This is a genomic window from Halosolutus sp. YCN4 (assembly GCF_059736495.1).
This window is the reverse complement of the sequence record NZ_JCASSM010000004.1, coordinates 420,193-433,545: the sequence shown is the minus strand read 5'-3', so window position 1 is coordinate 433,545 and position 13,353 is coordinate 420,193. Positions and strand designations below refer to the sequence as shown.

The following is a 13,353-nucleotide window of genomic DNA, read 5'->3' as shown; positions in this document are numbered from 1 at the left end:
TCGTCTCGAAGCCATGGCACACCACCCATGCCGGTTATTCGTCTGCTAGACGAAGGCTCCCGCATGGCGACTGTAATGGAGTTTACGAGTCCGGTAGCGGAGTTTCCGCTGGGGAGTGTGTTCGAGAACTTGCCGGGTGTGACGGTCGAACTGGAGCGACTCATCCCACACGAGACGCTGATTATCCCGTATTTCTGGGTACGTGGTGCAGAAACGGAGGACATCGAAGCGTCATTCGAAGCACATTCCGGCGTGAGCAACATCCGACTGGTCGATCACGTCGAAGACGAGTATCTCATGCGTGCCGAGTGGGAACAAGAGTACTTCGGCATCCTGAGTGCACTTGCCAAGGCCAACGTCGTCGTGCTTTCCGGGATTGGAACGAAAGACGAGTGGCGATTCGAGGTACGCGGCGAGAGTCAGGAGACACTCGCTGAATTCCGAGAATACTGCCAGAAAAACGACATCCCGATAGCGATCACCGCGGTCCACGCCATGCTTCCGATCCAGGGAGAGGGCTACGAGTTGACAGAGACGCAACGCGAGGCACTGGTATTAGCCTACGAACGGGGCTACTTCGACGTCCCACGCGAGGCATCGCTCGAAGATATCGCAGACGAACTCGGCATCACCCAGCAGTCACTATCGTCACGTCTTCGACGCGGGCATCGACGCCTCATTGGAGCGACGCTCAGCAGTTCGTCGTGATCGTTTGGATAGACGTCTCGTATTAAACCTACTGTATAATCAGTATCCTTGTTGAACCGACTCGGACGGCTAGAATCAGGCGAGATGAACGCAACGGTTTCTGGGGTTAGAGTCGAAGCGGTCGAGTACGCCCCGGAATCTAGGACTGTTCGCACCCAGTTCGATCAAGAGAAGACACCTGCGAGCATGGCTGTTATCGCAACGCTAGCAGATGTAATGGACACTGATCCGGTTGATCTGACCCCGCTCCATTCCACCGTTGACCCCGAAGAGTTAGATGCGCTCGTCCGCGTTCGCAACGGGACGAACGGAGATACCCACGTTACCTTCACGCACGAGGGTCACGCGATAACCGTACACAGCTACGGTGTGGTCGCCATCACACCAGAACACGAACTCACAGCGGAGAAATACGGCAGGAGCGAGGGAAGATGACTTCTGAGGAGACCTTGCTTACGTCGAAGGAGGAATTGAACGCGGAGCTGAAAGCGCTCCTTCGCAGGGCCTACGAGAGCGGAATCGATGTGGAGGGCGGATTCGAGTGTCGAAATGGGGTCGAACATCCTGACTGGGACGTGATCGTCACGGAAGTCGAAAAGAACGAGCATTCGGAGTGACCGACGGCGAGGGTTACCGGTCGTCGCAGATAACAGGTCCGTGAGAGAGGACCGCTGTAACGATGATCGCATCGGACGTGTGCTCTCAGCGCAACAGTGGCGAGTATTACGTGCGCTACTGGACGAGAGTATGATGTCTGCAGATCCGATTCTTCGAAAGGGAGAGACTCTCGACGCCGAGGAGTACCTCACGATCTGTTACGAACTCCATTACGTTCTACTTCCCGAATTAGCGGATATGGGACTTGTCGAGTTCGACAGATTCGAAGACGAGGTACGGCGAGGACCGAGATTCGACGAGGTGCGTCGATTTCTAGAACAGATCGCTGACGATCGTGACAAGTAACCTGGAACCGTAATTGATTCGCTGCTGAATATGTGCCCTGGGGTTTGCACGACACTACGAACATCATCCATAACCGGTAGGAATCTCAGCGGTCAGTCCGCACGTGTAGTGTGCAGTAGATTCACGCGAATAAGTCTTTAAAGAAGAGGGTTTCAACAGATCCTCTTATTCAGACATGGTTGGTACACACGCGTGTTCTGGGCGGAGTGCATGTTCTGGTACACGCAGTGCACACAAACCATCTGATACACCTGGGCGATCTGGATGTTCCAGTACACACAATCGATTCGAGAGAATCAGAACACTCAGAAAACGCAAAACACGCAATACATCCGGTCGTGCTAACCGGATCGCTGTCTCGCAACGACGCGGCGAGCGCCTCTACGAGTCGCGAAAAGATCTGCCTCGAAAAAGAGGATTCGTGCCAAAATGGATATAGTCCCGGGCGGATTCGAACCGCCGTCCTGAGCTATCTTCCGTGACGGATCGAACCGGACACGTCCAAAGGCTCAGATGATTGGCCACTACACCACGGGACTTCTCACGTCGTTCGAGGTCCCGCATATCTCGCAGCCCATACGGGACTGCTCACCACCACGGGACTTCGTACCCGGTCTAATCACTCGTCGGTACAATAGTGTTACTTTTCATCCCGGAACGGAACGCGGATCTCACCTGCTTCTGCCCTCCTGTGGCACGGTCGACAGAGCGTGATCACGTTCGCCAGCGTGTGCGCCTCCGCCGGCCGATCGAACTCGCGAACGGGCGTCAGATGATGCACGTCCGGGTTCTGGCCGAGTTCGTCCGGTCCGGCACCGCAACGTTGGCACTCGTACCCGTCTCGCTCGAGGACCTGCCTTCGAACCCGCCACCACGACCGACCGTATTCGATCGGGCCACCGTTCCACTGGTGATGATCCGGTCCGACGACGTTCTCGGAGAGCCAGTCGCCTGTAGCACTCGCGCGTACAGAATACGCCACGACTCCGATTCGCTGCTCTGGAAGGAACGACTTCGAACCCCGCCCCACAGTACCGACAGGTCACGGACACCCGTTCACCCGGTTCCGATGGGTTTTCGGGCAGAAGTCCGTCGGCCTCTCTGACACAATCGGGACAGTACGTCCCGACTTTGTTCGAGGGGTAGAACGAAAACGAATCGCCGCAGGTTGCACACGTTCCCGTTTCGCTCGCGTGGCTCCAGTTCCCGTTGTGCTCACCCGCGTTCGGATCGCAGTCGTCGCAGTACTCCAGCCGCGATTTCAGATCGTAAAACGCCGTCTCACAGCCCTTGCAGGTCCGGTTCGGGAGTGGATCGCCGTGCACTTTCGTGTGGTGCTGGCGCATCCCCTGTTCCGTCCGGAGGGACTTTCCGCACGTCGGACAGTCCATGCGCCAGTTCGCCGCGCCATCCCGGATAAATTCCCGGCCCAGAACCCGTCACCGATCGCGTCGCTCACCCCGCTCATCGCGCTCATCGACGGGATAACCTCCGCGATCGAATCGGGACCAGCGCGACGACGATCGAGCAACTGCAGGACCGTCTCGAAGCGATCGTCGAGGTCCGCAACCGGGTCGACACCCGTATCCAGGAGATCGACGTCGCGACGACCGATGCCGATTTCCGGGGGCCACCGGCCGACGACCGAGATTCCGCTCGCGGTGTGAGTTCACGACGTACGTTTTTGACCTCGGAGGACGTACCGGAAATATGGCAAGCCACGTTCTGGTTCCGATCGACGGATCGGGGCAGTCATGGAAAGCGTTCGAGTACGCGCTGTCGAACCACGAAGGAAGCACGATCACCACGCTCACCGTGATCCATCCGGCGCACGGACTGTTCACGGATGCGGACGACCACGGTCTCTTTGCCCCCGACGACGGCGGACTGTTCGATTCGGGGGCGCGCGAGCAGGCCGAGGACGCCGGCGAGGAACTCCGCGAAGCGGCCCGACGGCGGTTCGAGGATGCCGATCCCGCGGATACGACGCTCGAGACGGTGGTCGAAGCGGGGCGGCCCGCGAACACGATCGTCGACTACGCGGACGAGCACGACGTCGACGGAATCGTCATCGGGAGCCACGGCCGCGACGGTGCCTCGCGGGTCCTCCTCGGCAGCGTCGCAGAAACGGTCACCAGACGGGCGGGCGTGCCGGTGACGGTCGTCCGGTAGCCGATCGATCGGGAAAATACGGCGGGCTCGATCCGTCGAACGTCGCTACAGGTAGTCCTTGGCCGCCAGCCGTTCGATCCCTTCTTTCAGCCGTTCGTCGCTCGCGGCGTAGGAGATCCGGGCGTAGCCCGGGGTCCCGAAGGCGCTGCCGGGCACCGTGGCGACGTGGGCGTCCTCGATCGCGCCCTCGCACCAGGCCTGATCGTCGTCGGCAACGGGAAGCATCATGTAGAACGCACCCTCCGGCACGGCGACCTCGACGCCGTGGTCCTCGAGTAAGTCGACGACGAGGTCGCGACGTTCTTCGAACGCTGCGGTCATCTCTTCGACAGTCTCGTCAGTGTTCTCGAGCGCCTCGATCCCCGCGTGCTGGACGAAGTTGACGGCCGAAGACACCGAGTGGCTGTGAAGCTTGCCGGCCTGGTCGATCAGGTCCTCGGGGCCGGCGAAGTAACCGAGCCGCCAGCCGGTCATCGAGTAGGCCTTCGAGAAGCCGTTGACCGTTATGGTTCGATCGGCCATCCCATCGAGCGTCCCCAGGCTGGTGGGCTCGACCCCGTAGGTGATCTCCTTGTAGATCTCGTCGGAGATGACGGTGACGTCGTGCTCGACGGCCAGGTCGCGGACGCCCTCGAGGGCCGCGTCGGAGTAGACGGCGCCGGTCGGGTTCGACGGCGAGTTGACGATCAGCAGTTCGGTGTCGTCCGAAACGGCGGCTCCGAGGTCGTCGAGCGCGGGTTCGAGCTGGAAGTCCGACTCGGAGAGGTCGACCCGGGTAAGATCGCCGCCGGCCATCTTGACCATCGCCTCGTAGGAGACCCACGCAGGGTCGAGCAGGACGACTTCGTCGCCGTCTTCGATGAGCGCCTGCACGATCTCGTACAGCGCCTGCTTCGCCCCCGGCGTGACGATGATCTCGTCCGTGGTGTGCTCGAGGCCGTCGTCGGCGAGTTTGTCGGCGATCGCCTCGCGCAGGTCGAGGATCCCTGCGGAGGTGGTGTAGCCGGTGTGACCGGCGTCCATCGCGTCCTTGCCCGCCTGGACGATGTTCTCGGGCGTGGGGAAGTCGGGTTCGCCGACAGAGAGATCGACGACGTCTGCGCCCTCGTTCTCGAGTTCGGTGGCGAGTGCGGAAATCGCGAGCGTTGCGGACGGTTCGACTCGGGTTACGCGGTCGGTGAATTCCATGGTCATGGGTGGGTGTCGATTCGCTGGGGTACTATTCGGCGTCGGGCAGTTCGGACACGAGGTCGAACGCGCCGTCGACGGCCTTGGCCGCGTTCTCGACGCGTTCGCGCGCCTCGGCGGCGGACATGCCGGGTCCCGTCACGCCGAGCGTTACGGGAGTGTCACGCTCGAGGCTCACGTCGGAGAGCCGCTGGGCCGTCGCGTCGCTGATGACCTGGTCGTGGTCCGTATCGCCGGTGATGACCGACCCGACGACGGCGACGGCGTCGACGGCCTCGCGGCGAGCGAGTCGATCAGCCGCCAGCGGGGCGTCGTACACGCCGGGGACGTGGACCGTGTCGTACACCTCCGCGCCGGCAGCGGTTGCCGCCGCTTTGGCCTCCTGCTCCATCTGCTCGGTGATCGGCCGGTTGAACTCCGCGACCACCAGTCCGAGCGTGGTCATACCCGAGCGGTGGTGAGGACGGGTAAAAGAGGTACCGTTCTCGGGTAGCCGGACCGGACGTCGATCCGGGTCGGCCGGCGTCGCGAGCGATCCCGTCCGGAGACGGCGATCGGTCCCGGTCGGTCGCCTATAGTAGCCACTGAAAGTCAATGCACATCTGATCGCAAGACAGCTTTGCGATCAGTGTGTGAATCGTTTCAGTTGTTACTATAGCCTCGACGTCGCTCGAATACCCTCGTTTGTGCTCAAAATAGACGCGATCTGTCCGCCCGGTGAGCACGATCGTGACGTCAATTGAGAACCCTTAAGCGCCGACGCGGACAACCGGCGCGCAATGACAACGCTGGAGACGCCAGGCCCGACGATCGGCGTCGTCGGAGGGGGGCAACTCGGACGGATGCTCGCCGAGGCGGCGGCCCCGCTCGGGGTCGAACTCGTCGTGCTCGACCCGACGCCGGACTGTCCGGCCGCCCCGGTCGCCCGCGACCAGATCGTCGCCGACTTCGACGACGAGGCGGGGATTCGCGAACTCGCGGCGCGGGCCGACGTGCTGACGTTCGAGATCGAACTCGCGGACCAGACGGTTCTGGAGCGCGTGAGCGAGGACTCGGGAACGCCGGTTCACCCGAAGCCGTCGACCCTGGAGACGATCCACGACAAACTCGTCCAGAAGCGCGCACTCCGAGACGCGGGGGTTCCGGTGCCGCCGTTCCGCGAGGTCGCGGACGCCGACGACGTCCGCGCGGCGATCGACGACTACGGCGCGCCGGTCATGCTCAAGGCCCGCACCGGCGGCTACGACGGCCGCGGCAACGTGCCCGTCGAGTCCAAGGCCGACGCCGCGGAGGCCCTCGAGTCGGTCGCCGGGCCCGCAATGGTCGAGTCGTTCGTCGACTTCGAGCGCGAGATTTCGGTGATCGCGGTCAAGGGGGACGACGAGATCGCGACCTTCCCCATCGGCGAGAACGTCCACGAGGACGAGATCCTCCGGGAGACGATCGTTCCCGCGGGATCGAGCGACGCAGTCACGGAACGCGCCCGGGACGTCGCGGCGGACGTGCTCGACGTGATGGAGGGACGGGGGGTCTACGGAATCGAGCTATTCGAGACGAGCGAGGCGCCACGCGCCTCGGACGACTCGAGCGGACGAAGTCCGCGTGAGAGCGACGAAGAAATACTCCTCAACGAGATCGCCCCGCGCCCGCACAACTCCGGCCACTGGACGATCGAAGGCGCCCAGAGTTCGCAGTTCGAACAGCACGTCCGCGCGGTACTCGGCTGGCCCCTCGCCGCGACCGATCTCCGGTCGCCGACCGTCTCGGTCAACCTCCTCGGCGACGTCGACGAGTCGACGGAGGCGGCGCTGCACGGGGTCGATAGAATCCTCGAGACCCCCGGCGCGAACCTCCACTGGTACGGGAAGCGCCGGGCGCGCCCGCTTCGCAAGATGGGCCACGTCACCCTGACTGGCCGGGACGAGGCGTCGACCAACGACCTGCTCGCGACCGCGCGCGAACTCGAGGACGCGGTGACGTTCCGATCGTAAGGGACTGGACGCGGTGACGTTCCGACCGCAGGCGACTGACTCCTCTGCCGCTCGCGTTGCGTTTACCACTGATTGAAGTCCTCGGCCCGACCAGCAGGAACTATGAGCGACAGCGTCACCGACCTGATCGATCGACTGCACCGCGAGGCCGACCAGGACCGACCGTCCGCGGAGACCCCCGACGTGGGGATCGTCATGGGGAGCGACTCCGATCTCGACGTGATGATGACCGGCGGCCGCCGCCGCGGGGCCTACGACGCCTTCGTCGACGAACTCGGCTTCGCCGAGCAGACCGACTACGAGGACGCGCCCGACGAACGGTTCACGTTCGAGACCTACGTCACGTCGGCCCACCGCACCCCGGATTTAATGCAGGCTTACGCCGAGACCGCCGAGGATCGGGGGATCGAGGTGATTATCGCCGGCGCCGGCGGGAAGTCGGCCGATCTGCCGAACATGACGGCCTCGATCGCGTACCCGCTTCCGGTGATCGGCGTCCCGGTCCAGGAGAAGTCCGTCGACTCGGTGATCGGCATGCCGACGGGCGCGCCGCTGGTCGCCGTCGACGCGGGGAAGTCGTTCAACGCGGCATTGTCCGCGGCACAGATCCTCGCCCGACAGCACGACCCCGTTCGCGAGCGACTCGTTGCCTACCACGAGGACCTGCGCGAGGGCGTCGGCACCGTTTCTAGAGACCTCCACGACCGGGGGACGGACGCCTTCTCGTCGGAGTAATCTCGGTTCGACAATTCTCACGCCGCAGCCGATCGGATCGATCGGCGGGGTAATGTGACGCTACCGATTCGTTCAGCCCCAAAGCGGGTATATATAGTATGTGGTGATCATTCAGGTTGGTTCTGGGGCCACTGAAGTCGCCGCTTTGCCCGTTTCCGGCCCCAAAACGAACAATCAACCCTTATGTGCGTGCGGTTTGAAGTGCCGAACGTTACGGAGATGAATGATTGGATCGCCATCGGGATGCTGGCGCTCGTGGGACTGTTGATACCGCTCGGAATGATGTCGGTATCGTACCTCCTGCGGCCGAGCGTTCCCGAAACGAGTAAACGTGCCACCTACGAGAGTGGCGAGGTTCCGACCGGCGGAACGCGCATCCGGTTCAATATCCAGTACTACATGGTTGCGCTTCTGTTCGTCGTCTTCGACATCGAGACCGTCCTGCTGTTCCCGTGGGCGGTCGTCTACCAGGATGCGCTCGCGGCCGAGGAGTACGGTCTGCTCCACGCGCTCGGGCCGATGTTGCTGTTCGTCGCCATCCTGCTGGTCGGACTCGCGTGGGCGTGGCGCACCGGTGCTGTACAGTGGGCACGGACACCCCGGCAGGTAGAGTCCGGAGCTGATCGACCATGAGTAGCGACAACCCACGGCAGGACATCTACGAGAGTACCGCTCCGTCGACGGACACCCGCGAGTCGCGGATGGGCGAAGGCGTCGACGATCGCTTCAACTCGAAGCTCCGTGAGGCCTTCGGCGCGTCACCGTTCATCCTCACGAAGTTCGACGAGTTCATGAACTGGGTTCGCGGCAACTCCATGTTCATGCTCCAGTTCGGGATCGCGTGTTGCAGTATCGAGATGATCCACACGTACGCGATCAAGCACGACCTCGATCGCTTCGGCGCCGGGGTCCCCCGGGCCTCGCCGCGGCAGGCCGACGTGATGATCGTGCCCGGAACGATCGTCTCGAAGTTCGGCCCCCGTATGAAGCGGGTCTACGACCAGATGCCCGAACCCAAGTTCGTCGTCGGGATGGGATCGTGTACGATCTCCGGCGGCCCCTTCCAAGAGGGATACAACGTCGTCAAGGGTGCCGAGGAAATCATCCCGATCGACATCCACGTTCCCGGCTGTCCCCCGCGACCGGAGGCGCTCGTCTACGGCGTCATGAAGCTCCAGGAGCGGATCCGGAACGGAGAAACCTCGCCCGTGGTCGTCAAACCGTACGAACTCGAGGAGTTCGGCGACCTGGAGCGGGACGAACTCGTACAGAAACTCGCAGACGAAATCGACGAGGACGACCTCGTCATGCGGTACAACTGGGCTGATTCGCCATGAGCACGGGAACCGGAGTCGAGCGAGAGACACAGCGGGCCGTCGAGGTCACCGAGGACGAACTCGAGGCCCTGATCGGTGATCGCGCACTCGGGCGCGACGATCACCTGAACGCACCCGGCTTCGTCATCCGGCCGGACGACGTCCAGGACGTGCTTGCCGACCTCGAGGCGGAGGCCGGCTTCAATCACCTGTCCTGTCTGACCGCCCAGCAGTACACGGACCGGTACGAGTCGATCTACCACCTCAAGAAGTACGCCGATCCCACGCAGGAGGTCTCGATCGTCGTCCCGACGTCGATCGACGATCCGGTGAGCCAGTCGGCCGAACCGGTCTTCCGGACCGCCGACTGGCACGAGCGCGAGGCCTTCGACCTCGTCGGCATCGACTACGAGGGCCATCCCGATCCGCGCCGGATCCTCCTGCCCGAGACCTGGCAGGGCCACCCGCTCTCGAAGGACTACGACCAGGAGAAGCCACAGATCGTGACCCTCTCGGAGCACGCCAACCCGATCCAACCGGATCACCACGACGCCGAGTCGGACACGATGTTCCTGAACATCGGGCCCCACCACCCGGCGACACACGGCGTCCTCCACGTCAAGACCGTCCTCGACGGCGAGACGGTCGTCGACGTCGATCCCGACATCGGCTACCTCCACCGCTGTGAGGAACAGATGTGCCAGCAGGGGACCTACCGTCACCAGATCATGCCCTACCCCGATCGCTGGGACTACGTCTCGGCCGGCCTCCTGAACGAGTGGGCCTACGCCCGCACGGCCGAGGACCTCGCGGACATCGAGGTGCCCGAGTACGCCCAGATCATTCGGACGATGGGTGCGGAACTCTGCCGGATCGCCTCGCACATGCTCGCGCTCGGGACCTTCGCGCTGGACGTCTACGGCGACTTCACCGCCGTCTTCCAGTACGCCTTCCGCGATCGGGAGGTCGTCCAGGACATTCTCGAGGATCTGACGGGTCAGCGCCTGATGTTCAACTACTTCCGGCTGGGCGGGGTCGCCTGGGACCTGCCCGAACCCCGCGAGGAGTTCTTCGAGAAGACGCGCGACTTCCTCGACGAACTCCCGGCGAAGGTCTCGGAGTACAACGACCTCATCACCTCGAACGAGATCTTCCAGCTTCGGTGCGTCGACACCGGGATCTTAGAACCCGAGGTCGCCAAGGACTACGGCTGTACGGGGCCGGTCGCCCGCGGGTCGGGCATCGACTACGACCTTCGCCGGGACGATCCGTACGGCTACTACGAGAACCTGGACTGGAACGTCGTCACCGAGGACGGTTGCGACAATTACAGTCGCGTGCTCGTGCGCATGCAGGAGGTCGAGGAGTCCGCGAAGATCATCGAGCAGTGTGTCGACCTGCTCGAGGAGTGGCCCGAAGACGAGCGCGAGATCCAGGCCAACGTGCCGCGGACGCTCAAGCCCGACGCCGACACCGAAGTCTACCGCGCCGTCGAGGCCGCGAAGGGCGAACTCGGGATCTACATCCGATCGGACGGCACCGACAAGCCCGGTCGGTTCAAGATCCGGAGCCCGTGCTTCCACAACCTCTCGGCGCTCGAGGAGATGGTCCAGGACGAGTACATCCCGGACCTGATCGCGTCGCTGGGCAGCCTCGACATCGTTCTCGGGGAGGTGGACCGCTAGTATGGCTGGGACGATTCCGGCGGTGCCGCTCCAGGACACCGTCCTGCTCCCCGAGCGGATCGGCGAACTGACCGGTCTCGACGGGTTCGGTTTCGCCGGGGAACTCGTCGCGGCGTTTATCGCCGCGTTCATCGTCGGCAACCTGATGCTCGCGATGACCGGCGTCGCCGGCCCGTGGGCGAAACGAAAGATCACCGCCGCGTTCACGGACCGGATCGCGGTCAATCGGCTCGGCCCGGCCGGCCTGTTGATCATCGTCGCGGACTCCGTCCGCCTCCTCTCGAAGGAGTTGATCATCCCGGAGAACGCCGATCGGCCGGCCTACGACCTCGCGCCGATCGTCGTCGCGGGGTCGGCGCTGCTCGGGTTCGCCGTGATCCCGATGGGAAGCGGCGTGCAACTCGCCGACCCCGAGGTCGGCCTGGCCTACGTGTTCGCGATCGCCGGGATCGCGAGCATCGGCCTGGTGATGGCCGGCTACTCGTCGTCGAACAAGTACTCGATGCTCGGCGGCCTCCGTGCGGTCGCCCAGAACATCGCCTACGAGATCCCGCTCGTGGTGACGGGGATGTCGGTCGTGATCTTCGCCGGGTCCCTGCAGATGAGTACGATCGTCGAGACACAGGCCCAGACGCTGGTCGACCTCGGCGTCGTCTCGATACCGGCGTGGTACGCGCTGGTCAACCCGTTCGCGTTCGTCCTCTTCCTGGTGGCGAACTTCGCGGAGGTCGGCCGCAATCCGTTCGACACGCCCGAAGCGCCGACCGAGATCGTCGCCGGCTACCAGACCGAGTACTCCTCGGTCTACTTCGTCCTGATCTACCTCGGGGAGTTCCTCCACATCTTCCTCGGGGGCGCGATCATCGCGACGATCTTCCTCGGCGGGCCGGCCGGTCCCGGCCCGGCGGAGATCGGCATCGTCTGGTTCATCGTCAAGATCTGGGGCGTGTTCCTGCTGACCCAGTGGCTCCGATCGGCGGTGCCGCGGGTCCGGATCGACCAGTTGATCGAGATCGGCTGGAAGGGACTGCTCGTCCTTTCCTTCGCGAATCTCGTGCTCACCGCAGTAATCGTGGGGGTACTCGTATGATCGGACTACTCAAATCGATGGCAACGACGATGAAGCACGCGCTGGACGGCTCGACCTTCACGGTCGAGTACCCGGAGACGGCACCCGACGTCTCGCCGCGATTCCGTGGCGTCCACAAGTTCAGTCAGGAGCGGTGTATCTGGTGTCGCCAGTGTGAGAACGTCTGTCCGAACGACACGATCCAGATCGTGATGGACGACCAGCGAAACGGCGAACAGTACAACCTCCACATCGGCCAGTGTATCTACTGCCGACTCTGCGAGGAGGTGTGCCCGGTCGACGCCATCCTGCTCACCCAGAACTTCGAGTTCACCGCGGACACGAAACACGACTTCGTGTACAACAAGGAGCAGCTGAAGGCCGTCCCGTGGTACAAGGACATCGATCCGCTCGAGTCCCGCGAACCCGATCGGGGCGCGTGGATCGGCGAAGGGGAAGGGGAGGTCGATTACCAGTAACGGGTCGCCCGTCCCCAGAGAACGGGCAACTACCAACAATGACATACGAGCTGATCGCGTTCGCGCTGTTCGCCGCCGTCACGCTCGCCAGCGCACTCGGCGTCGTGCTCATGCGTGATCCATGGCACTCGGCGCTGTTGCTGGGCGTGGCGCTTTTGAGCATCGCGGTGCACTTCGTGATCCTGGCGGCGGAGTTCGTCGCCATGATGCAGATTCTCGTCTACGTGGGCGGGGTGCTCATCCTCATCACGTTCGCCGTGATGCTCACCCAGCGCGAGGACACGGACGAGGTGGTACAGACATGACGAACGGCCCGAAACTCCGACTCGGCGGCTCCCTGGCTCCCGGCCTTCTGGCCGTCGCCCTCTTCGGGGTGATGGCGCTGATCGTCGTGAACACGCCGTTCGCGCCGATGCCGGCAGAGGGCTTCGCGCCGGCCGACACGACGATCACCGAGAACATCGGCTACGCCCTGCTCGACCTCACGGCGCTCCAGCAGATCGACAGCGAACCGTTCCTCGTCTCGTTCCTGCTGATCGCGGTCGTGCTGGACGCGGCGCTCGACGCCTCGCTCGTCCTCGCGAAACGCGAGGAGGCGGGCGAACCGGTCGCCGCGCTCTCGAGTACGGAAGCGGGGACCGGATCGGAGGCCGGTGCTGGCGCGTCCACCCCGGCCGATCGGGCGGTCGCCGACGGCGGCGACGAACAACCGGTCGACGCGGATGCGGGAGGTGACGATCGATGAGCGTCGCCGTCGAGTACTACGTGCTGCTGTCGATGGCCCTGTTCTCGATCGGGCTGTTCGGCATCCTGACGCGTCGCAACGCACTGATGTTCCTGATGTCCGTCGAACTCATGCTGAACGCGGCGAACGTCAACCTGATCGCGTTCGCGTTCTACCACGGCAACCTCACGGGGCAGGTGTTCGCGCTGTTCACCATGGCGCTCGCCGCCGCCGAGGTCGCCGTCGGACTCGGGATCATCCTGGTGCTGTACCGCAACTTCCGTGACGTCGACGTCACGGTACCGACGACGATGAGGTGGTAA

General features: G+C 63.5%; 16 protein-coding genes, 1 tRNA gene and 1 pseudogene. 14 read left to right on the top strand and 4 right to left on the bottom strand.

The genetic code is table 11. The features are described 5' to 3' along the window. The first annotated feature begins 63 nt into the window (after positions 1 to 63). From AC6I6X_RS16855 to AC6I6X_RS16845, 3 genes are all read left to right on the top strand, one after another. Positions 64 to 708 (top strand): helix-turn-helix domain-containing protein, encoded by a 645-nt coding sequence (locus tag AC6I6X_RS16855; protein WP_497931687.1) that lies wholly within the window; start codon positions 64 to 66, stop codon positions 706 to 708. Positions 709 to 792: 84 nt separating this feature from the next. Continuing rightward, entirely contained in the window at positions 793 to 1,143 is a 351-nt protein-coding gene (locus AC6I6X_RS16850) for a HalOD1 output domain-containing protein (protein ID WP_497931686.1), read from the top strand. Next, a complete protein-coding gene (locus AC6I6X_RS16845; RefSeq protein ID WP_497931685.1) occupies positions 1,140 to 1,325 on the top strand; it encodes a hypothetical protein in 186 nt (61 codons plus the stop codon). Before AC6I6X_RS16850 ends, AC6I6X_RS16845 begins: the two co-directional genes overlap by 4 nt. Positions 1,326 to 2,107: 782 nt before the next feature. Here AC6I6X_RS16845 and AC6I6X_RS16840 read toward each other — a convergent pair. Beyond that, a tRNA-Gln gene (locus AC6I6X_RS16840) sits at positions 2,108 to 2,210 on the bottom strand. 101 nt (positions 2,211 to 2,311) lie between these two features. Continuing rightward, positions 2,312 to 3,062 (bottom strand): annotated as a pseudogene (locus tag AC6I6X_RS16835) (HNH endonuclease). A 319-nt stretch (positions 3,063 to 3,381) separates the two neighbouring features. Here AC6I6X_RS16835 and AC6I6X_RS16830 point away from each other — a divergent pair. Next, positions 3,382 to 3,843 carry a universal stress protein gene (locus tag AC6I6X_RS16830; RefSeq protein WP_497931684.1) on the top strand — a complete coding sequence of 154 codons (462 nt, stop codon included), beginning with the start codon at positions 3,382 to 3,384 and terminating at the stop codon, positions 3,841 to 3,843. 45 nt (positions 3,844 to 3,888) lie between these two features. On the opposite strand, the gene AC6I6X_RS16825 is transcribed toward AC6I6X_RS16830, so the two are convergent. Together AC6I6X_RS16825 and ribH are read right to left on the bottom strand one after the other, a co-directional pair. Then, positions 3,889 to 5,037 (bottom strand): pyridoxal phosphate-dependent aminotransferase, encoded by a 1,149-nt coding sequence (locus tag AC6I6X_RS16825; protein WP_497931683.1) that lies wholly within the window; start codon positions 5,035 to 5,037, stop codon positions 3,889 to 3,891. Between the two features lie 25 nt (positions 5,038 to 5,062). Next, positions 5,063 to 5,476, bottom strand: coding sequence for a 6,7-dimethyl-8-ribityllumazine synthase (gene ribH, locus AC6I6X_RS16820; RefSeq protein WP_497931682.1), 414 nt, complete (start codon positions 5,474 to 5,476; stop codon positions 5,063 to 5,065). 334 nt (positions 5,477 to 5,810) lie between these two features. Here ribH and AC6I6X_RS16815 point away from each other — a divergent pair, with 334 nt between their 5' ends. The 10 genes from AC6I6X_RS16815 (at position 5,811) to nuoK (ending at position 13,353) form a co-directional block, all read left to right on the top strand. Then, complete coding sequence (locus AC6I6X_RS16815) at positions 5,811 to 7,022, top strand: 5-(carboxyamino)imidazole ribonucleotide synthase (RefSeq protein WP_497931681.1); 1,212 nt, start codon at positions 5,811 to 5,813, stop codon at positions 7,020 to 7,022. A 102-nt stretch (positions 7,023 to 7,124) separates the two neighbouring features. Beyond that, on the top strand, positions 7,125 to 7,757 hold the full coding sequence (locus AC6I6X_RS16810) for an AIR carboxylase family protein (protein WP_250141325.1): 633 nt from the start codon (positions 7,125 to 7,127) through the stop codon (positions 7,755 to 7,757). A gap of 219 nt (positions 7,758 to 7,976) precedes the next feature. Then, a complete protein-coding gene (locus AC6I6X_RS16805; protein WP_497931680.1) occupies positions 7,977 to 8,390 on the top strand; it encodes an NADH-quinone oxidoreductase subunit A in 414 nt (137 codons plus the stop codon). Next, positions 8,387 to 9,094 carry an NADH-quinone oxidoreductase subunit B gene (locus tag AC6I6X_RS16800; protein WP_497931679.1) on the top strand — a complete coding sequence of 236 codons (708 nt, stop codon included), beginning with the start codon at positions 8,387 to 8,389 and terminating at the stop codon, positions 9,092 to 9,094. Before AC6I6X_RS16805 ends, AC6I6X_RS16800 begins: the two co-directional genes overlap by 4 nt. Then, the gene (locus tag AC6I6X_RS16795; protein ID WP_497931678.1) at positions 9,091 to 10,758 is read left to right on the top strand and encodes an NADH-quinone oxidoreductase subunit D; all 1,668 of its coding nucleotides are present in this window, start codon (positions 9,091 to 9,093) and stop codon (positions 10,756 to 10,758) included. The genes AC6I6X_RS16800 and AC6I6X_RS16795 overlap by 4 nt, the downstream gene beginning before the upstream one ends. A gap of 1 nt (position 10,759) precedes the next feature. Further along, positions 10,760 to 11,848, top strand: coding sequence for a complex I subunit 1/NuoH family protein (locus AC6I6X_RS16790; protein ID WP_497931677.1), 1,089 nt, complete (start codon positions 10,760 to 10,762; stop codon positions 11,846 to 11,848). Next, a complete protein-coding gene (locus AC6I6X_RS16785; RefSeq protein ID WP_250141330.1) occupies positions 11,845 to 12,306 on the top strand; it encodes a NuoI/complex I 23 kDa subunit family protein in 462 nt (153 codons plus the stop codon). The genes AC6I6X_RS16790 and AC6I6X_RS16785 overlap by 4 nt, the downstream gene beginning before the upstream one ends. 38 nt (positions 12,307 to 12,344) lie before the next feature. Continuing rightward, on the top strand, positions 12,345 to 12,611 hold the full coding sequence (locus AC6I6X_RS16780) for an NADH-quinone oxidoreductase subunit J (RefSeq protein ID WP_250141331.1): 267 nt from the start codon (positions 12,345 to 12,347) through the stop codon (positions 12,609 to 12,611). Then, on the top strand, positions 12,608 to 13,051 hold the full coding sequence (locus tag AC6I6X_RS16775) for a hypothetical protein (RefSeq protein ID WP_497931676.1): 444 nt from the start codon (positions 12,608 to 12,610) through the stop codon (positions 13,049 to 13,051). Before AC6I6X_RS16780 ends, AC6I6X_RS16775 begins: the two co-directional genes overlap by 4 nt. Next, a complete protein-coding gene (gene nuoK, locus AC6I6X_RS16770) occupies positions 13,048 to 13,353 on the top strand; it encodes an NADH-quinone oxidoreductase subunit NuoK (RefSeq protein WP_497931675.1) in 306 nt (101 codons plus the stop codon). Before AC6I6X_RS16775 ends, nuoK begins: the two co-directional genes overlap by 4 nt.